The organism is Streptomyces sp. NPDC051738, from assembly GCF_044453205.1.
Classification (GTDB): Bacteria; Actinomycetota; Actinomycetes; order Streptomycetales; family Streptomycetaceae; genus Streptomyces.
In genome coordinates this window covers 59,092-77,093 of the sequence record NZ_JBITCM010000005.1, presented here as the reverse complement: position 1 = coordinate 77,093, position 18,002 = coordinate 59,092, and the positions used below count along the sequence as shown (strand labels likewise).

The 18,002-nt window shown below is 71.4% G+C and carries 18 protein-coding genes; 13 read left to right on the top strand and 5 right to left on the bottom strand.

All coding sequences use genetic code 11. The annotated features are described in order from the left end of the window. Nucleotides 1–9: 9 nt before the first annotated feature. Nucleotides 10–711, top strand: coding sequence for a class I SAM-dependent methyltransferase (locus tag ACIA8X_RS13550; RefSeq protein WP_393446269.1), 702 nt, complete (start codon nucleotides 10–12; stop codon nucleotides 709–711). On the opposite strand, the gene ACIA8X_RS13545 is transcribed toward ACIA8X_RS13550, so the two are convergent. Together ACIA8X_RS13545 and ACIA8X_RS13540 are read right to left on the bottom strand one after the other, a co-directional pair. Then, the gene (locus tag ACIA8X_RS13545) at nucleotides 712–1,086 is read right to left on the bottom strand and encodes a fic family toxin-antitoxin system, toxin component (RefSeq protein ID WP_393446271.1); all 375 of its coding nucleotides are present in this window, start codon (nucleotides 1,084–1,086) and stop codon (nucleotides 712–714) included. Nucleotides 1,087–1,090: 4 nt separating this feature from the next. Beyond that, nucleotides 1,091–1,318 (bottom strand): antitoxin, encoded by a 228-nt coding sequence (locus ACIA8X_RS13540; RefSeq protein WP_393446273.1) that lies wholly within the window; start codon nucleotides 1,316–1,318, stop codon nucleotides 1,091–1,093. A gap of 194 nt (nucleotides 1,319–1,512) precedes the next feature. Between ACIA8X_RS13540 and ACIA8X_RS13535 the strand changes: the two genes are divergently transcribed. The 7 genes from ACIA8X_RS13535 to ACIA8X_RS13505 all read left to right on the top strand — a co-directional run bounded on the left by ACIA8X_RS13535 (nucleotide 1,513) and on the right by ACIA8X_RS13505 (nucleotide 9,694). Further along, on the top strand, nucleotides 1,513–2,337 hold the full coding sequence (locus ACIA8X_RS13535) for an ABC transporter ATP-binding protein (RefSeq protein ID WP_393446275.1): 825 nt from the start codon (nucleotides 1,513–1,515) through the stop codon (nucleotides 2,335–2,337). 4 nt (nucleotides 2,338–2,341) lie between these two features. Next, nucleotides 2,342–4,909, top strand: coding sequence for an ABC transporter permease (locus tag ACIA8X_RS13530; RefSeq protein WP_393446277.1), 2,568 nt, complete (start codon nucleotides 2,342–2,344; stop codon nucleotides 4,907–4,909). A 46-nt stretch (nucleotides 4,910–4,955) separates the two neighbouring features. Further along, nucleotides 4,956–5,861, top strand: coding sequence for an LLM class F420-dependent oxidoreductase (locus ACIA8X_RS13525; RefSeq protein ID WP_393446279.1), 906 nt, complete (start codon nucleotides 4,956–4,958; stop codon nucleotides 5,859–5,861). A 56-nt stretch (nucleotides 5,862–5,917) separates the two neighbouring features. After that, nucleotides 5,918–6,343 (top strand): GNAT family N-acetyltransferase, encoded by a 426-nt coding sequence (locus ACIA8X_RS13520; protein ID WP_393446281.1) that lies wholly within the window; start codon nucleotides 5,918–5,920, stop codon nucleotides 6,341–6,343. A gap of 144 nt (nucleotides 6,344–6,487) precedes the next feature. Continuing rightward, complete coding sequence (locus ACIA8X_RS13515; RefSeq protein WP_393446283.1) at nucleotides 6,488–7,831, top strand: hemolysin family protein; 1,344 nt, start codon at nucleotides 6,488–6,490, stop codon at nucleotides 7,829–7,831. After that, complete coding sequence (locus tag ACIA8X_RS13510; RefSeq protein WP_393446285.1) at nucleotides 7,828–8,841, top strand: hemolysin family protein; 1,014 nt, start codon at nucleotides 7,828–7,830, stop codon at nucleotides 8,839–8,841. Before ACIA8X_RS13515 ends, ACIA8X_RS13510 begins: the two co-directional genes overlap by 4 nt. A gap of 70 nt (nucleotides 8,842–8,911) precedes the next feature. After that, a complete protein-coding gene (locus ACIA8X_RS13505; protein WP_393446287.1) occupies nucleotides 8,912–9,694 on the top strand; it encodes an SGNH/GDSL hydrolase family protein in 783 nt (260 codons plus the stop codon). A 75-nt stretch (nucleotides 9,695–9,769) separates the two neighbouring features. Here ACIA8X_RS13505 and ACIA8X_RS13500 read toward each other — a convergent pair whose 3' ends face one another. Then, complete coding sequence (locus ACIA8X_RS13500; protein ID WP_393446289.1) at nucleotides 9,770–10,450, bottom strand: LPXTG cell wall anchor domain-containing protein; 681 nt, start codon at nucleotides 10,448–10,450, stop codon at nucleotides 9,770–9,772. Nucleotides 10,451–10,950: 500 nt separating this feature from the next. On the opposite strand from ACIA8X_RS13500, the gene purB reads away from it, so the two are divergent. Together purB and mug are read left to right on the top strand one after the other, a co-directional pair. Further along, on the top strand, nucleotides 10,951–12,393 hold the full coding sequence (purB, locus tag ACIA8X_RS13495; RefSeq protein WP_393446291.1) for an adenylosuccinate lyase: 1,443 nt from the start codon (nucleotides 10,951–10,953) through the stop codon (nucleotides 12,391–12,393). Nucleotides 12,394–12,406: 13 nt separating this feature from the next. Then, nucleotides 12,407–12,976: a G/U mismatch-specific DNA glycosylase gene (mug, locus tag ACIA8X_RS13490; RefSeq protein WP_393446293.1), complete on the top strand. Its 570-nt coding sequence runs from the start codon at nucleotides 12,407–12,409 to the stop codon at nucleotides 12,974–12,976. Nucleotides 12,977–13,050: 74 nt separating this feature from the next. On the opposite strand, the gene ACIA8X_RS13485 is transcribed toward mug, so the two are convergent. Further along, the gene (locus ACIA8X_RS13485; RefSeq protein ID WP_393446295.1) at nucleotides 13,051–13,776 is read right to left on the bottom strand and encodes an ABC transporter permease; all 726 of its coding nucleotides are present in this window, start codon (nucleotides 13,774–13,776) and stop codon (nucleotides 13,051–13,053) included. An 11-nt stretch (nucleotides 13,777–13,787) separates the two neighbouring features. Then, nucleotides 13,788–14,717, bottom strand: a complete 930-nt coding sequence (locus ACIA8X_RS13480) for an ABC transporter ATP-binding protein (RefSeq protein WP_393446297.1) — start codon at nucleotides 14,715–14,717, stop codon at nucleotides 13,788–13,790. 108 nt (nucleotides 14,718–14,825) lie between these two features. On the opposite strand from ACIA8X_RS13480, the gene ACIA8X_RS13475 reads away from it, so the two are divergent. From ACIA8X_RS13475 to ACIA8X_RS13465, 3 genes are all read left to right on the top strand, one after another. Continuing rightward, entirely contained in the window at nucleotides 14,826–15,995 is a 1,170-nt protein-coding gene (locus tag ACIA8X_RS13475) for a sensor histidine kinase (RefSeq protein WP_393446299.1), read from the top strand. A 14-nt stretch (nucleotides 15,996–16,009) separates the two neighbouring features. Beyond that, nucleotides 16,010–16,672 carry a response regulator gene (locus ACIA8X_RS13470; protein ID WP_393446301.1) on the top strand — a complete coding sequence of 221 codons (663 nt, stop codon included), beginning with the start codon at nucleotides 16,010–16,012 and terminating at the stop codon, nucleotides 16,670–16,672. A gap of 121 nt (nucleotides 16,673–16,793) precedes the next feature. Further along, nucleotides 16,794–17,951 carry an ROK family transcriptional regulator gene (locus ACIA8X_RS13465; RefSeq protein ID WP_393446303.1) on the top strand — a complete coding sequence of 386 codons (1,158 nt, stop codon included), beginning with the start codon at nucleotides 16,794–16,796 and terminating at the stop codon, nucleotides 17,949–17,951. Nucleotides 17,952–18,002: the final 51 nt, after the last annotated feature.

The following is an 18,002-nucleotide window of genomic DNA, read 5'->3' as shown; positions in this document are numbered from 1 at the left end:
GAGGTTCCCATGGCCCTACGGTCCCCACGGCCCGCCGGCTCCGGCAAGGTGGCGCGGGATGCCGTGCACCACCCGCTGTTCGCCCGTTTCTACGCCCGGATGAGCGTCAACGCCGAGACCCGGATGGGCATGGGCGGCGTACGCGACCGACTGCTGTCCGGGCTGTCCGGCCGGGTGATCGAGATCGGCGCTGGCAACGGTCTGAACTTCGCCCACTATCCGAGCGCGGTCTCGGAGGTCGTCGCCATCGAACCGGAGCGCCTGCTGCGGAAGTTGGCGGTGGAGTCCGCGCTGCGCGCCGGGGTGCCGGTGGACGTGGTGCCGGGCGCGGCGGAGGCGCTGCCGGTCAAGAGCGAGGCCTTCGACGCGGTCGTGCTCTCGCTGGTGCTGTGCAGCGTGCGGGACGTGCCGCGGGCGCTCGGTGAGGTACGGCGGGTCCTGCGGCCCGGCGGTGTCGTGCGGTTCTTCGAGCACGGCCGCGGTGGCGGGCCCGCGATGCATGTCACGCAGCGCGCGCTGGACCGGACCGTGTGGCCGCTGGTGAGCGGCGGCTGCCATCTCTCCCGCGAGCCGGTCGCCGCGCTTCGGGCGGCCGGGTTCGAACTCGGCCCCTACCGGCGGGTGATGATGCCGGAGCAGGGGCCGGTGCTCCCGTCGTCGTACTGCGTTCTGGGGACGGCGTGGCGGCCGGCCGAGGAGCGGTCTGTCTGATCACAGGCTCCACTGGCGCAGTTCGCGCGCGATGTCCTCGACCGAGGCCTCACCGCTCTTGACCAGGCGGGCCAGGTCGCGCACCTGCTCGGGTGAGGTGACGACCTTGAGGCCGCTGGCGACCAGGTAGGCGTAGGCCACGGCGGAGGCGAACAGCGCGTTGGAGCGCTCCAACGCCGGGACGTGGATGAGGAGTTGGAGCAGGGCCGCGGCGCGGGCCTGCGGACTGTCGTAGACGGGGATGTCGAATATCTGGGCCTCGTGGCGGGCGACGGCGGCGACGAGAGCGCCCCAGTCGGTGACCTGGGGATCCCCCGGCGTCCGCTTCTCGGCCAGCATCAGCAGCCAGGCAAGGTCGATGGTCAGATTGCTCAACGGATCAGCGGCGACCTTCGCGCTCCGCGCCGAATTCCTCGGCGAAGACGGACTCGTACTGCTTCATGAAGTCGGCGGCGGCGTCCACGAAGGTGTGGCCGACCTCCCCGGTGTCCTTTCTGACCAGCTCCTCGATGTAGCGGTTGACGCTCATGCCACAGGCCAGGGCGCGCTCGCGAGCGGCGCGGGCCGTGCCCTCGTCGACTCTCACGTTCAGCTGGGTCTTCGCCATACCTAGAAGCTAGCGCTCGGGTGCTAGCAACGGCAAGAGGTCGCCCCAGGGGCGGAGGGTGCCCCTTACACCGATATCAGGGGCCCGACCTGGGGTGGAGACAGACCGGGACCTCGGGGGGATACCGACTGTGGGGTGGATCACATTACGCTCGGCGGGGACGAGGAGTCCGTTACGTCCGTGAGGAGGCGGTCTTGTCCACAGCAGCTGCGGAGCACGCCCCGAACCCCGCGTCGGCCGACGGGATCGCGGCCCGCGCCCGCGCTCTGACCAAGGCGTACGGCTCGGGCGAGACCACGGTGCTCGCCCTCGACTCGGTCGACGTCGACATCGCGCGCGGCCGTTTCACGGCGGTCATGGGACCGTCGGGTTCCGGCAAGTCCACGCTGATGCACTGTCTCGCGGGCCTCGACAACGTCTCCGCGGGGCAGGTGTGGCTCGGCGACACCGAGATCACCGGGCTGCGGGACCGCGAGCTGACCCGGCTGCGGCGCGACCGGATCGGGTTCATGTTCCAGTCGTTCAACCTCATCCCGACCCTGAACGCGGCCGAGAACATCACCCTGCCCATGGACATCGCGGGCAAGAGTCCCGACGAGAAGTGGCTGGACCAGGTCATCGACACGCTGGGGCTGCGGGACCGGCTCAAGCACCGGCCGTCCCAGCTCTCCGGCGGCCAGCAGCAACGCGTCGCCTGTGCCCGTGCGCTCGCCTCCCGGCCGGAGCTGATCTTCGCCGACGAGCCGACCGGCAACCTCGACTCGCGGGCCGGCCTCGAGGTGCTCGGCTTCCTGCGGGAGGCCGTCGACCAGCTGGGGCAGACCGTCGTCATGGTCACCCACGACCCGGGCGCCGCCGCCCACTCCGACCTGGTGCTCTTCCTCGGGGACGGGCGGATCGTCGACGAGATGGAGCGGCCCACGGCAGAGGCCGTACTGGAACGGATGCGTCTCTTCGCCGGCGGGAATCCCGGGGCGAGCCCCGAGACCGCGCCCTCCGAGCCCCCAGAGAAGGGCTGACCCCGTGCTCAGGGCGACGCTCAGGAGCTTCCTCGCCCACAAGGGCCGGCTGCTCCTGTCCGCCCTGGCGGTGATCCTGTCCGTGGCGTTCGTCGCGGGCAGCCTGATCTTCTCGGACACCGTCAGCCGCACCTTCGACCGGCTCTTCGCCTCGACCGCCGCCGACGTCACCGTCACCCCGAGGGAGACCCTCGACGAGACGGTGCCCTCCGGGCAGACCCTGACCCTGCCGGCGTCGCTCGCCGACCGCCTCGCCCGGGTCGACGGCGTCGCGGCGGCCCGCGCGGACGTGGACGTGCAAGGCCTCACTGTCGCCGACGAGAACCGTAAGTCGGTGGGCCCGACCACCGGCGCCCCCACCATCGGCACCGCTTGGAACCCGACCGAGCGCAGCCCCGTGGAACTCACCTCCGGCCATGCCCCACAGGGCGACACGCAGGCAATGATCGACGCGGACACCGCCGACAGCAAGGACGTACGGATCGGCGACCGCCTGACGGTCATCGGGCAGCAGGGCTCCTTCCCGGTCGAGGTCGTCGGCATCGTCACCTTCACGACCACCAACCCGGGTGCCGCACTGGTCTTCTTCGACACCAGGACCGCACAGACGAAGCTGCTGGGCGACCCGCAGGGCGCCACCGGCATCTCGGTGGACGCGGCCGAGGGGGTCGGCGACGCGGAGCTGAAGCAGCGGGTGGCGGCCGCGCTGGACACGGACGCCTACGAGCTGCGCACCGCCGAGGAGCAGGCCCAGTCGGACGTCGAACAGCTGGGCGGCTTCCTCGACATCATCAAGTACGTCATGCTCGGCTTCGCCGGGGTCGCGGTCCTCGTGGGCGTGTTCCTGATCGTCAACACCTTCTCGATGCTGATCGCCCAGCGCACCCGTGAGCTGGGCCTGCTGCGGGCGCTCGGCGCCGACCGACGCCAGGTGCGGCGCTCGGTCCTCACCGAGGCACTGCTGCTCGGGCTGGTCGGCTCGACTCTGGGCCTCGCGGCCGGCATCGGGCTGGCGGTCGGACTCATCCAGCTGATGGGTCTGATGGGCATGAACATCAGGGCCGACGAGATGGCCGTCGGATGGGTGACCCCGGTCACCGCGTACGTCGTCGGCCTCGGCGTCACCTTCGTCGCGGCGTACCTCCCGGCCCGGCGCGCGGCCGGCGTCTCGCCGATGGCGGCCCTCGCGGACGCCGAGATCGCCGATATCGGGCGACCGCTGCGGATGCGCGCGGTGGTGGGCTCGGTGGTCGGGGCGGCCGGTGCGGCGGCGCTCGTGGGCTGTGCCGTGTCGTCGACGACGTCGACGGCGGCGTCCCTGCTCGGTCTCGGGGTCCTGCTGACCCTCATCGCGACCGTGATCGCGGGACCGTTGCTCGTCCGGCCCGTGATCCGGGTGCTCGGCGGGGCCTTCCCCGCGCTGTTCGGCTCGATCGGCCGGATGAGCCAGCGCAACGCCCTGCGCAATCCGCGCCGCACCGGGGCCACGGCGGCCGCCCTGATGGTGGGCCTCGCGCTGGTCGGCGGGATGTCGGTGGCGAGCGCCTCGATGACCAAGTCGTTCGACGAGCAGATCGACAAGACGCTGGGCGCCGACTTCGTGGTGCAGAACAGCAACTTCGTCCCGTTCCCGCGGGAGATCACCAAGAAGATCGACGAGACCGAGGGCGCGGGGCTCGTCGTCCGCTCGCAGTTCGCGACGATCGCGGTGCGCCTGCCCGACGGCGAGCGGGTGAAGACGACCGCCGCGGCGTACGAACCCGAGCTCGACGAGGTCGCCAACATCACCTACGCGCAGGGCGACACCGCGGCCGCGCTCGCGGACGGCCACCTCGCCATGGACAAGGACTTCGCCGAGGACCACGGCGTCAGCGTCGGCGACCCGCTCCCCGTCGAGTTCCAGGGCGGTCGGCGCGCCGAGCTCACGGTGGGCGCCCTGACCGACCAGGAGTCCGCCGACGGGTTCGGCAGCCAGGGCGGGATCTACTTCGGGCTGGCCACGCTCGCCAAGTACGCGCCGGGCGGGCAGGACGCGGCCGTGTACGTCAACGCCGCCTCCGGCACGAGCACGGGCGATCTGCGGGCCGGCCTGGAGAAGACGCTCGACCCGTATCCGCAGGTGCAGGTCCGCGACATCGCCGACTACAAGGAGCTGGTGCACGACCAGATCGCCGTACTGCTCTATCTCGTGTACGCGCTGCTCGGGCTCGCGATCATCATCGCGGTGCTCGGCGTGGTCAACACGCTGGCCCTGTCGGTCGTGGAGCGCACCCGGGAGATCGGGCTGCTGAGGGCCATCGGGCTGGCCCGGCGGCAGCTGCGCCGGATGATCCGGCTGGAGTCGGTGGTGATCGCCGTGTTCGGCGCGGTCCTGGGTCTCGCGCTGGGTCTGGTGTGGGGCGTGTGCACCCAGCAGGTGCTGGCGTTGCAGGGGATGACGGCGCTGGCGATCCCCTGGGGCACGATCGTCGCGGTGGTGATCGGCTCGGCGGTCGTGGGCGTCGTGGCGGCGCTGCTGCCCGCGTTGCGTGCATCGCGCATGAATGTGCTGGCGGCCATCGCGCACGAGTGATGGAATCGCGGCAGGCGCTCAAGTCCCTTGAAAGCGAGGAGAGTTCATGTCGCAACCGGATGGCCTGCGTCCGTTCCGTTTCGGTGTCAACCTGTTGACGCCCGCTCCGGCCGAGGAGTGGCGGACCAAGTGCCGCCGGGCCGAGGAGCTCGGCTACGACGTGATCCTGGTCCCCGACCATCTGGGCATGCCCGCGCCGTTCCCGGCCCTGGTCGCGGCGGCCGAGGCGACCGAGCGGCCACGGCTGGGCACGTTCGTGCTCAACGCGGGCTTCTGGAACCCGGCCCTGCTCGCCCGCGAGGTGGCGACGACCGACGCCCTGACGGGCGGGCGACTCGAACTCGGACTCGGCGCGGGCTATGTACAGGCGGAGCACGACACGGCGGGTCTGCCGTTCGGCACTCCTCGCGAGCGCGTGGACCATCTGCGGCGCACGGTCGAGGAACTTCGGCGACTGCTCGGGTCCGAGTCGCACCAGCCGCAGCCGACGCAGAAGCCGCGCGTGCCGCTGCTGGTCGGCGGCAACGGCGACCGTGTGCTGCGGCTGACCGCAGAGCACGCCGACATCGCGGCGTTCGGGGGCGCGTACCCGGACCCGAAGAGCTCGACCGGGCGTCTGCTCCCCGTGACGGCCGAGCAGCTCGACGAACGGGTGGCCCGCTACCGGAAGTTCGCGGCGGACCGGCCGGAACCGGCCGAGCTGAACCTGCTCCTCCAGATGGTGACCGTCACCGAGGACCGCGAGGCCGTGATCCAGCCCCTCCTCGACCGGGTACCGGAGCTGACCCTGGAGCAGGCCCTGGAGCTGCCCATCGTCCTGACCGGCACACTGGAGCAGATCACCGCGCAGGTGCTGGCCCAGCGCGAGCGGTACGGATTCTCGTACCTGACCGTCCTGGAGCCGTACATGGAGGCGTTCGCGCCGGTGATCGAGCGGCTGCGCGGCAAGTAGCCGTCCGGATGCTGGAATTCCGCGCCCTGTCCCACCACCCGTGATGGGATCACGGCATGACTGATCTGCGGATACGGGCCGCCACGGCCGACGACCTCGACAGCGTGCTGGCCTTCTGGAAGACGGCCGCCGAGGGCACGAGCATCAGCGACGACCGGGACGGCGTGGAGCGGCTGGTCGCCCGGGACCCAGAGGCGCTGATCGTGGCGGAGCTGGACGGCGAGCTGGTCGGCACGGTGATCGCGGGCTTCGACGGCTGGCGCTGTCATCTGTACCGGCTGGCGGTGCACCCGGAGCGCCGCCGCCGGGGCATCGGGTCGGCGCTGCTGGCCGCCGCGGAGGAGAGGTTCGTACGGCTCGGCGGGCGCCGGGGCGACGCGATGGTGCTGCAGCGCAACGAAACCGCGCAGCATGCCTGGGGCGCGGCCGGGTACGCGCCCGAGGAGCAGTGGCGGCGGTGGGTGAAGCACCTCACAGCCTGACTCACTTTGCCCGTACTTTACTATTGGGGGACCACTTCGGTCTTCCAATGAAAGGTGTGAGCGTCCGCCCATGGGCGAGCCTCCCAGTAGACGACATCGCGCGATCCTCCCCACCCTGTCCGACGATGGGACGGAGGTGACCCGATGACCGAAGTGCTCCTCCTTCTGGTCGCGATCCTGCTGTCGCTCGCCTGTGGCGCCTTCGTCGCGGCCGAGTTCTCGTTGACCACGGTCGAGCGCAGCGAGCTGGAGCGGGCCGCGGAGCGCGGCGAGCGGGGCGCTTCCGGCGCCCTGAAGGCCGTACGGAATCTGACGTTCCAGCTCTCCGGCGCGCAGCTCGGCATCACCGTCACCAACCTGGTCGTCGGCATGCTCGCCGAGCCGTCGATCGCCGCGCTCATCGCGGGCCCGCTGGAGTCGCTCGGCATCTCCCGCTCCACGGCGAGCACCATCGCGCTGGTGATCGGCACCGCCCTGTCGACCGTCGTCCTCATGGTCGTCGGCGAGCTGGTGCCCAAGAACTGGGCCATCTCCTCGCCCCTGGCCGTGGCCAAGACGGTCGGGAACGCACAGCGCTGGTTCAGCGCCGTCTTCCGCCCCTTCATCACCCACCTCAACAACACGGCGAACCGCATCGTGCGCCTCTTCGGCGTGGAACCCACCGAGGAGCTGGCCGCCGCGCGCGGCCCCCAGGAGCTGGCCGCCCTCGCCCGGCACTCCGCCCGGGAGGGCGCCCTGGAGGCGGACACCGCCGAGCTCTTCGTGCGGACCCTGAACCTGGCCGACCTGACCGCGGAGAACGTGATGACCCCGCGCGTCCAGGTCGTCGCCCTCGACGCCCAGGCGACCTGCGAGGACGTGGCGAACGCGACCCGGGCGACCGGACTGTCCCGGTTCCCCGTCTACCGCGGCAACCTCGACTCGGTCGTGGGCACCGCACACATCAAGGACATCCTGGCGGTGCCCGCCGAGAGCCGTCCGCGCGTCTCCGTCGCCGAGCTGATGCGCGAGCCGCTCCTCGTCCCCGAGACGCTCACCGTCGACCGGCTCCTCGACCGGCTGTCCGGCAAACGCACCATGGCCGTGGTCATCGACGAGTACGGCGGCACGGCGGGCGTGGCCACGCTGGAGGACATCGTCGAGGAGGTCGTCGGCGAGGTGCGGGACGAGCACGACCCGCACGAGACGCCCGACCTGGCCGCCGCGGGCCGCGACGACGAGGGCCGGGCGCTGTTCTCGGCCGACGGTTCGGCGCGGGTCGACCACCTCGCGCGCGTGGGGCTGCGGGCGCCCGAGGGGCCGTACGAGACGCTGGCCGGTCTGGTCGCCACCGAGCTCGGCCGTATCCCCGCCGTCGGTGACCGCGTCGAGGTCGCCGGCTGGCGGCTCGACGTGGTGGACGCCACGGGCCGCAGGGCCGCGCGGGTGCTGCTGCACGCGCCGCTGGACGACGTGGCCGAGCAGGACGAGAAGGAGGGTGGGCGATGACCGCCGTACAGCTGCTCATCGGTTTCGCGACGCTGGTCGTCAACGCCTTCTTCGTGGGCGCCGAGTTCGCGCTGATCTCGGTGCGCCGCTCACAGATCGAGCCGTACGCCGAACAGGGCGACCGGCGCGCCAAGAGCGTGCTGTGGGGTCTGCAGCACGTGTCCGCGCTGATGGCTGCGGCCCAGCTCGGCATCACGCTGTGCACCCTGGTGCTCGGCGTGGTCGCGGAACCCGCCATCGAGCATCTGCTGGAGCCGGTGTTCCACGCGGTGGGCGTGCCGGAGAGCGCCGGGCACGTGGTGTCCTTCGTGATCGCCCTGGCGCTGGCCACCTATCTGCACATGCTGCTCGGCGAGATGGTGCCGAAGAACATCGCGCTGGCCGAGCCGGTGCGCAGCGCCCTGGTGCTCGGTCCGCCGCTGGTCACGCTCTCCCGGGCGCTGCGGCCGGTGATCTTCACGATCAACGCCTTCGCCAACGCACTGCTGAAGCTGCTGCGCGTCGAGACCAAGGACGAGGTCACGGCGACCTTCTCGGACGCCGAGCTGGCCCGGCTGGTGCGCGATTCCGGCGAGGCCGGCCTCATCGACGAGCGGGCGCGGGAGCGGCTGCACGACGCCCTGGAGCTGGGCCGTCGCCCGGTGCGTGACGTGGTGCTTCCGCTGGAACGCGTCGTCTACGCGCGCGTGGGCGTCACGCCGGAGGAGCTGGAGCGGCTCTCGGCCGAGACCGGCTTCTCCCGTTTCCCGGTCGTCGACGAGGGCCGCCGCATCGTCGGCTACCTGCATGTGAAGGACGCGCTGGACGCCTCCGGGCGGGAGGTGCCGTTCCAGGTGCGGGACATGCGGCCCATCGCGCGCGTGCGGGAGAGCACGCCGCTGGACGACGTGCTCACGGCGATGCGGGGCAGCCGTACGCATCTGGCCGCCGTGCTCGGCAGCGACGGCCGGATGGCGGGGCTGGTGACGATGGAGGACGTGCTGCGGGAGCTGTTCGGACAGCGGGCCTGAGGGCCGGTAGCAGCGGGAACCCGGGCCGACCGACCGGCGGGTATGTGCCCGGGATACCATCTCTGTCGCTATGCAGACGAACCCCACTCACACCAGCCTGGTCGCCGTCGGCGACTCCTTCACCGAGGGCATGTCGGACCTGCTCCCGAACGGCTCCTACCGGGGCTGGGCCGACCTCCTCGCCGGACGGATGGCCGCCCGCGCACCCGGCTTCCGGTACGCCAATCTGGCGGTGCGCGGGAAGCTGATCGGGCAGATCGTCGAGGAGCAGGTCGATGTGGCGGCCGCGATGGGCGCCGATGTGATCACGCTCGTCGGCGGGCTCAACGACACGCTGCGTCCCAAATGCGACATGGGGCGGGTGCGCGGGCTCCTGGAAGAGGCCGTGGAGACGCTCGCGCCGTCCTGCAAGCAGCTCGTCCTGATGCGCAGCCCCGGCCGCCAGGGCCCGGTCCTGGAACGGTTCCGGCCGCGCATGGAGGAGTTGTTCGTCTGCATCGACGAACTGGCCGAACGGCACGGCGCGCTCGTCGTCGACCTGTACGGCGCCCCGTCGCTCTCCGACCCCCGCATGTGGGACGTGGACCGGCTGCATCTGACGGCCGAGGGGCATCGTCGGGTCGCCGAGGCGGTGTGGCAGGCGCTCGGTCACGATCCCGAGGACACCGAGTGGCGCACGCCGATGCCGGCCACGCTGCCGCCGGGGTGGGTCACGCGACGGGTCACGGACGTGCGGTTCGCGCGCCGGCATCTGCTGCCCTGGATCGGACGGCGGCTGACGGGCCGGTCGTCCGGCGACGGAATGCCGCCGAAGCGGCCGGAACTGCTGCCGTACGAGGGGCCGACGGCGTAGGCCCGGACGGCCCTGGCTGCACCGGGCCGGGGCGGTCAGGGCCGAAAGCCCCTGACCGCCCCGGCGCCTGGTGCGCTACTGGCGGGACGTGGCCCGGCTTCGCCGGTACAGGAGGGTTCCGGCGATCAGCAGCGCTCCACTGCCGGCCACGCCTGCGATGACGCTCTCAGTGCCGGTCTCGGGCATCTGGGGGTGATCCGGCTTCGCGGGCGGCGCCTCGGCCGGGGGCTCCGGGGGCTCGTGGTGAGGCGGCGTCTGGCTGGGCGTCGGTTCGGGTGTGTGCGGTTCCTCGTCGCCGTAGCCGTAGCCGTAGCCGTGGTCAGTCGGCTTCTCGGAGCCGTAGCCCTCGTCGCTGGGCTCCTCGCCGTAGCCGTAGCCCTTGTCGCTCGGCTCCTCGCCGTAGCCGTAGCCCTTGTCGCTCGGCTTCTCGGAGCCGTAGCCATGGTCCTTCGGCTTCTCGGAGCCATATCCGTCGTCGCTCGGCTTGTCCGAGCCGTAGCCGTGGTCCTTCGGCTTCTCCGAGCCGTAGCCATGCTCCTTCGGCTTCTCGGACCCGTAGCCGCCGTCACTCGGCTTCTCGGACGCGTAGCCGCCGTCACTCGGCTTGTCGGACCCGTAGCCGCCGTTGCTCGGCTTCTCCGCGCCGTAGCCATTGCTGCTCGGCTTCTCGGACCCGTAACCGGAGTTCCCATTGCCGAAGGTGTCGTTTTCGGAAGTGCGCTCCAGCGGATGCAGGTCGCTGAGTTTGTCATGCATCTCATAGAATTTATCGCGCATCTCGCCGAATTGTTCTTCCAGCGCCTCCGTATCCCATGGGTCCGTACGACCCGGCAGTGCGGCGGCGGAATTCACCACGGCACCCTGCACGCGGGGGGCAGCGAACGCGCAAGTGCCGTACAGAGACAGGGCGCTTGTCGCGGCGGCGGCCACGATCAATCCCTTGGTCAGGGTCTGTCGCATTCTCGTTGTCTTTCTCTCAGGCGGAAGGGGGAAGCCGACGCCGGTCGTTGACTCGAACCTGTCGATTGCCGGGATTCACAAGGTCATCGAGGGAATCGTGATGCCGCACGTTCAGTCTCGCCACTACCAGCAGACTATGAACGAAATATGGAGGCCCCGGGAAACCAAGACGCGTTGATCGCCAGGGAATTCACCCGATCGCCCGTGGGCATCCAGGTCGGCACCCCCTGACCTGGAGTGCTCTGGACTGTATGGACGATCGAGGGCCCTCTGGACGCCGGGTAAACTCCGTACACGTGACTTCTGCGCCCGCCAAGCCCCGCATCCCGAACGTCCTCGCCGGACGCTACGCCTCCACCGAGCTCGCCACGCTCTGGTCCCCCGAGCAGAAGGTGAAGCTCGAGCGGCAGCTCTGGCTCGCCGTGCTGCGGGCCCAGAAGGACCTCGGCATCGAGGTGCCGGACGACGCGATCGCCGACTACGAGCGTGTCCTCGACACCGTCGACCTGGCCTCCATCGCCGAGCGCGAGAAGGTCACGCGACACGACGTGAAGGCGCGGATCGAGGAGTTCAACGACCTCGCCGGGCATGAGCAGGTACACAAGGGCATGACGTCCCGTGACCTCACGGAGAACGTCGAGCAGCTCCAGATCCGGCTCTCCCTGGAGCTGGTGCGCGACCGCACGGTGGCCGTGCTGGCCCGCCTGGGCAAGCTGGCCGGTGAGTACGGCGAGCTGGTCATGGCCGGCCGCTCGCACAACGTCGCCGCCCAGGCCACGACGCTGGGCAAGCGCTTCGCGACCGCCGCCGACGAGCTGCTCGTGGCGTACGGCCGGGTCGAGGAGCTGCTGGGCCGCTACCCGCTGCGCGGCATCAAGGGCCCGGTCGGCACGGCGCAGGACATGCTGGACCTGCTCGGCGGGGACGCGACGAAGCTGGCGGAGCTGGAAGACCGGATCGCCGGGCACCTGGGCTTCTCGCAGGCCTTCACCTCGGTCGGCCAGGTCTACCCGCGCTCGCTGGACTACGAGGTGGTGACCGCGCTGGTGCAGCTGGCGGCGGCGCCGTCCTCGCTGGCCAAGACGATCCGGCTGATGGCCGGACACGAGCTGGTGACCGAGGGCTTCAAGCCGGGCCAGGTCGGCTCCTCCGCGATGCCGCACAAGATGAACACGCGGTCGTGCGAGCGCGTCAACGGCCTGATGGTCATCCTGCGCGGCTACGCCTCGATGACCGGCGAGCTGGCGGGCGACCAGTGGAACGAGGGCGACGTGTCCTGCTCGGTGGTGCGCCGAGTCGCGCTGCCGGACGCGTTCTTCGCGCTGGACGGTCTGCTGGAGACGTTCCTGACGGTCCTCGACGAGTTCGGCGCCTTCCCGGCTGTCGTGGCCCGTGAGCTGGACCGTTACCTGCCGTTCCTCGCCACCACCAAGGTGCTGATGGGCGCGGTGCGCGCGGGCGTCGGCCGTGAGATCGCGCACGAGGCGATCAAGGAGAACGCCGTCGCCTCCGCGCTGGCGATGCGTGAGCAGGGAGCCGAGCGCAACGAGCTGCTCGACAAGCTGGCCGCCGACGAGCGCATCCCGCTCGACCGCGCGGGGCTGGACGCGCTGATGGCCGACAAGCTGTCCTTCACGGGGGCGGCGGCCGACCAGGTGGGCGTCGTCGTGGGCCGTATCGAGGAGATCGTGAAGCAGCGCCCGGAGGCCGCGGGATACACGCCCGGCGCCATCCTCTGACGGACCGCACACCATGGCGCGCTTCACCGCCGAGCAGTTGGAGGCCGCCCGCGACCGTCTGGTACCGGACGTCGTCGCGGACGGCCTCCATGTGCTGTTCTGCGGCATCAACCCCGGTCTGATGACGGCCGCGACCGGCCATCACTTCGCCCGCCCCGGCAACCGTTTCTGGCCGGTCCTGCACCTGTCCGGCTTCACACCGAGGCTCATGAAGCCGTCGGAACAGGGTGAGTTGCCGGCCCACGGCCTCGGCATCACGAACGTCGTCGCGCGGGCGACCGCACGGGCCGACGAGTTGAGTGCCGAGGAGTACCGCGAGGGCGGGCGGCTGCTGGCCACGAAGGTGGCGCGGCTGCGGCCGCGTTGGCTGGCCGTCGTCGGGGTCACCGCGTATCGGGCGGCGTTCGACGAGCGCAAGGCCCAGGTGGGTCCGCAGGAGCGGATGATCGACGGCACGCGCGTGTGGGTGCTGCCGAATCCGAGCGGGCTCAACGCGCACTGGACGGCGGCGACGATGGCGGAGGAGTTCGCCCGGTTGCGGGTGGCAGCGGAGGCCGGGGCTCAGGAGAGCACGGAGGGTTGACCTGCCTCGACTCGCGGGGTCGGTCGGTCTTCCCTTCGGCTCGCGGGGTCAGGCGTCCCCTCGACTCGCCGGGGTCACGCATCCCGTCGCCGTACGCTCCAAGCCCCCGCGAGCAACGCGGCCGCCGTCCACAGGGCGGTCACCGCGAGTCCCGACCATGGCCCGAGAGTGCCGTCGTACGTCTGGTGAAGGACGATCTGGCCGGCCTTGTCGGGCAGGAAGTCCGCGATGGTGCCCGCGGCGTCACCGATGACGAACGACACCACGAGGATGAACGGGATCAGGATGGAGAGCGTGGCCACTCCGCTGCGCAGCACTGCGGTGAGTCCCGCCGCGAACAGGGCGATCAGCATGAGATAGATCGCGCAGCCCAGGACTCCGCGCAGTTGCTCGGCCACGGTGAGGGCATCCGCCGCGGAGCCGAGTCCCGCGCGTGCCACGGCGAGCGCGGCGACAGCGGTGACCAGGCCGACCAGCAGGGCCGGTACGGCGATGGCCGCCACCTTGGCCGCGAACCAGCGTCCGCGGTGCGGGACCGCGGCGAGCGTCAGCCGGAGCGCACCCCCGTGGTACTCCGACGAGACGGCCATCGCGCCGAACGAGATGGCCGCGATCTGGCCGGGCAGGATCCCGGACAGGGCCGAGAACAGCGGGTCGAACTCCGGGTCGGAGCTCCCGTCGAGGCCGGCCACCGCCGAGAACGCCGTGGTCACGGCGAACAGCGCCAGCAGCGCTCCCGGCAGCGAGCGCAGGGTGCGGATCTTGAGCCACTCCGCGTGGAGCACGGGTGCGATTGTCATGGTCAGGCCTCCTAAGGCTGGGTCTGGGGCTGGGGCTGGGTGGTGAACTCGGCCTCGGTCGCGGTGAGATCGAAGTAGGCCTGCTCCAACGTGCCCTCTTCGGCCGCGAGTTCGAGGAGCGGAACGCTCGCTTCCGAGGCGATGCGGCCGATGTCGTCCACGCGCGCGTGGTGCACGGTCCAGTACCCGTCGTCGTGGGGGACGGCGTCATGGCCGTGCCGGGCGAGTGCGGTCCTGAGCGCGGTGGCGTCCGTCGTGCGGATCCGCACCCTCGGCCGCACGCGCGCGTGGATGAACTCCCGCATCGGGGTGTCGGCCAGCAATCGTCCTCGGCCGAGGACCACGAGGTGGTCGGCGAAGGACGCGGTCTCGTTCATGAGGTGGCTGGAGACGAGCACCGTCCGGCCCTCCCCCGCCAGGCGCCGCGTCAGTTCCCTGATCCAGACGATGCCTTCCGGGTCGAGCCCGTTGGACGGCTCGTCGAGCATGACCACCTCGGGGTCGCCCAGGAGTGCGGCGGCGATGCCGAGCCGCTGGCGCATGCCCAGCGAGTACGTCTTCACCCGGCGCCGCGCCACCGACGCCAGGCCCGTCTCCTTCAGTACCTCGTCGACGCGTGCGCTCGGGATGCGGTTGCTCGCCGCCAGGACGCGCAGATGATCGTGGGCGGTGCGGGAGCCGTGCGCGGCCTGGGCGTCGAGCAACGCGCCGACGTGGCGCAGCGGTTCGCGCAGGGTCGGATACGGGCGGCCGCCGATCGTGGCGGTGCCGGAGGTCGGCCGGTCGAGGCCGAGCACGAGCCGCATGGTGGTGGACTTTCCGGCGCCGTTGGGGCCGAGGAAGCCGGTGACGCGGCCGGAGAGAACGGTGAAGGTGAGGTCGTCCACGGCTCGCCGGGTGCCGAACTCCTTGGTGAGGGCCTGCACTTCGATGTTGGTCATGGCAGCAGCCTGACCGTTGGGGCGGGGGTTGTTCCTCCCCCACGCGTGGAGATCGTCTCCCCCGTGCGGGGGAGGTCCGTTGTCGGTGGCGGCTGGCACGATGACGGAATGGCCCGCATGCTGCGCCCGTTCGCCCGGGCGGTGACGTACACACGACTGCTGCATCTGTTCATCGCCGTCGTGTGGCCGAGCATGTTGCTGTTCATCCAGGAAGCGTGGTGGACCTGGGTGGCGGCGGGCGTGGCGCTCGCCCCCGCCGGGCTGGTTCCCGCGATGCGGACGGTAGAGGGGATGCAGGCCAGGCTGCTGCTGACCGGCCACCGGCCTGACAGCGGGAGCACCGACATCGTCGTCGCACCGTCCGCCTCCTGGAGCGACCGGGGGCGGCTCGTCGTATGGCTGGAGGCGCGGCTGCTGCTCGGCTGCGCGACCTCGCTCTTCGCGGTCCAACTGCTCCTCTCCTCGGTGGACTTGGTGTCGGCGGCGTTCGGCGGTGACATCGACTCGGGCGAGCTGCTGCTCCTCGACGGCCACGCCTGGTGGCACGTCCTGCTCGCGCCCGTGGCGCTGGTCACCCTGGCGGTGACCGTGGTCGCCTCGGGCCAGCTCATCACCGCACTCGCCCTCCGGCTTCTGGGCCCCTCCCCCGCCGAGCGCCTCGCCGCCCTGGAGGAGCGCACCGAGCAACTCCTGGAGCGCACCCGCATCGCGCGCGAACTCCACGACTCCATCGGGCACGCCCTGACTGTGGCCGTGGTGCAGGCGGGTGCCGCGCGAGCGGCCGGCGACCCCGCCTTCACCGACCGGGCCCTGGACGCCATCGAGGAGACCGGCCGGGCCGCCCTGGAGGACCTGGAGCGTGTCCTCGGCATCCTGCGCGAGTCGGAGCGGCCGGTGAGCAGCAGGCCGACGCTGACGGGCGCCGACCGTCTGCTGGAGTCCGCGCGTGCCTCCGGTGCGAAGGTCGACGTCGACCTGACCGGGCCCGTGGACACGGTGCCCGGGCCGGTCTCCCGGGAGGGCTACCGCATCCTCCAGGAGTCGCTGACGAATGTGCTGCGGCACGCCGGGTCCGTTCCGGTCCGGGTCCGCATCGCCGTGGCGGACGGCACGCTCACGCTTGAGATCCGCAATCCACTCAGCGCCGACATACCCGGGCCCGGCAGAGGCAGCGGCCTGCGTGGCATACGCGAGCGCGCCGCCCTGCTGGGCGGACACGCGCGGACCGGTCCCGACCAAGGTGACTGGCAGGTGCATGTAGAGCTGCCGCTCGGTTGATCTACGCTGGCCGGATGCCGGTCACCGTTCTCCTCGTCGACGACGAGCCCCTCGTTCGCGCCGGACTGCGGGCCGTGCTGGAGGCGCAGTCCGACATCGAGGTCGTCGGGGAGGCGGCCGATGGGGCGGCGGTGATTCCGCTGGTGCGGCAGCTGCGGCCCGACGTGGTCGCCATGGACGTACGGATGCCGCTGCTGGACGGGATCGAGGCCACGCGCGCGGTGCTGCGGACCGTCGACGAGCCGCCGAAGATCATCGTCATCACGACCTTCGAGAACGACGAGTACGTGTACGAGGCGCTGCGCGCCGGTGCCGACGGATTCCTGTTGAAGCGGGCCAGGCCGGCCGAGATCGTGCACGCGGTGCGGCTGGTCGCCGAGGGCGAGTCGCTGCTGTTCCCTGCCTCCGTGAGACAGCTCGCCGCGCAGTACGGCGAGGACGGCGGGAACCGGGCGGCCCGTGCCGTGCTGGAGCGGGCCCGGCTGACCGAGCGGGAGGCCGAGGTGCTGCGGCTGATGGCGCGCGGCCTGTCGAACGCGGAGATCGCCGCCCGACTGGTGGTCGGGACGGAGACGGTGAAGTCGCATGTGAGTGCCGTCCTGGCGAAGCTGGGGGCGCGCGATCGCACACAGGCGGTGATCACGGCCTACGAGTCCGGGTTCGTGGCGTCGGGATGATCCGGGCAACGGGTGGCCGACGGAGCCCGGAGGGAGGCGCCGGCATGTGCCTGCCACTCGCCCGGGTCCGCATCGGCGAGTACCATCCGGCCAACATGCGCACGAGCTGGGAGGACGGACGTTGGCGCGGCTGACCGGCGGGGATCCCTCGCTGCTGCGAAGGATCAACTCCGCGGTGGTGCTGCACGCGCTGCGTGCCACGGACGCCGCGACCCTGACGGAGGTCACGCGGGTGACCGGGCTGTCCCGGCCGACCGTCGAGGGCGTGGTCGAGGGGCTCATCGAGGCGGGTTACGTCGTCGAGAAGCCGGCCGACGAGAGTGTCGTACGGCGTCAGGGGCGGCCCGCACGGCGGTTCCGGTTCCGGGCCGAGGCGGGTCATCTGCTGGGCCTGGACATCGGGGCGCATCGGGTCGCCGCGCTCCTCGCCGACCTGGACGGCCGGGTGCTCGGCGCGATCGTCAAGGACGTCGACGAGACGGCTCCGGCCGACGAGCGGCTCGAACGGGTGCGTGCGGCGGTGGCCGAGCTGCTGCGCCGGGCCGGTGTCGCGCGCAGCTCGCTGCGGGGCGTGGGGGTGGCGACGCCGGGCATCGTCGAGGCGGACGGCACCGTGCGGCTGGGCGCCGCGCTGCCCGAGTGGACGGGGCTGCGGCTTGGCGAGCGGCTGAGCCGGTCCTTCAAGTGCCCGGTCCTGGTGGAGAACGACGCCAACGCGGCGGCGGTGGCCGAGCACTGGAAGGGTGCGGCCACCGAGTCGGACGACGTCGTGTTCGTGCTGGCCGGGCTGAGCCCGGGCGCCGGTTCACTGATCGGCGGGCAGTTGCACCGGGGCTTCGGCGGTGCGGCCGGCGAGATCGGCGCGCTGCACATGCTGGGCCGCGAGGTGACTCCGGAGACCCTGCTGTCCACCACCGACGAGCCGCTGCGCCCCCTCGACGAGCACGCCGTCGCCAAGGTCTTCGCGCAGGCCCGTGAGGGCGACGAGCGGGCCCGCGCAGCCGTCGACCGCTTCATCCAGCGCCTCGTCCACGACGTGGCCGCCCTCGTCCTCGCCCTCGACCCCGAGCTGGTCGTCATCGGTGGCTGGGCGTCCGGCCTGGACGGCGTACTGGAGCCGCTGCGTGGCGAGCTGGCCCGCTACTGTCTGCGCCCGCCGAAGGTCGCCCTCTCCCTGCTCGGCGAAGCGGCGGTGGCGACGGGCGCCCTGCGGCTCGCGCTCGACCACGTGGAGGAGCAGCTGTTCGCGGTGGAGGGGACGGTGACGGGGCGGCGCTGAGCCGGTCCCGGGTCGCCCATCGGCGGTGCGACAGCGTCTGTGCCCGGATAT

What these genes read in the sequence shown, in the direction of transcription:
- ACIA8X_RS13505 (WP_393446287.1), top strand. Translation starts at nt 8,912, where the DNA reads ATGCAGACGAACCCCACTCACACCAGCCTGGTCGCCGTCGGCGACTCC.
- ACIA8X_RS13470 (WP_393446301.1), top strand. Translation starts at nt 16,010, where the DNA reads ATGCCGGTCACCGTTCTCCTCGTCGACGACGAGCCCCTCGTTCGCGCC.
- ACIA8X_RS13520 (WP_393446281.1), top strand. Translation starts at nt 5,918, where the DNA reads ATGACTGATCTGCGGATACGGGCCGCCACGGCCGACGACCTCGACAGC.
- ACIA8X_RS13550 (WP_393446269.1), top strand. Translation starts at nt 10, where the DNA reads ATGGCCCTACGGTCCCCACGGCCCGCCGGCTCCGGCAAGGTGGCGCGG.
- ACIA8X_RS13525 (WP_393446279.1), top strand. Translation starts at nt 4,956, where the DNA reads ATGTCGCAACCGGATGGCCTGCGTCCGTTCCGTTTCGGTGTCAACCTG.
- ACIA8X_RS13485 (WP_393446295.1), bottom strand. Translation starts at nt 13,776, where the DNA reads ATGACAATCGCACCCGTGCTCCACGCGGAGTGGCTCAAGATCCGCACC.
- ACIA8X_RS13540 (WP_393446273.1), bottom strand. Translation starts at nt 1,318, where the DNA reads ATGGCGAAGACCCAGCTGAACGTGAGAGTCGACGAGGGCACGGCCCGC.
- mug (WP_393446293.1), top strand. Translation starts at nt 12,407, where the DNA reads ATGGCGCGCTTCACCGCCGAGCAGTTGGAGGCCGCCCGCGACCGTCTG.
- ACIA8X_RS13515 (WP_393446283.1), top strand. Translation starts at nt 6,488, where the DNA reads ATGACCGAAGTGCTCCTCCTTCTGGTCGCGATCCTGCTGTCGCTCGCC.
- ACIA8X_RS13500 (WP_393446289.1), bottom strand. Translation starts at nt 10,450, where the DNA reads ATGCATGACAAACTCAGCGACCTGCATCCGCTGGAGCGCACTTCCGAA.
- ACIA8X_RS13475 (WP_393446299.1), top strand. Translation starts at nt 14,826, where the DNA reads ATGGCCCGCATGCTGCGCCCGTTCGCCCGGGCGGTGACGTACACACGA.
- ACIA8X_RS13510 (WP_393446285.1), top strand. Translation starts at nt 7,828, where the DNA reads ATGACCGCCGTACAGCTGCTCATCGGTTTCGCGACGCTGGTCGTCAAC.
- ACIA8X_RS13480 (WP_393446297.1), bottom strand. Translation starts at nt 14,717, where the DNA reads ATGACCAACATCGAAGTGCAGGCCCTCACCAAGGAGTTCGGCACCCGG.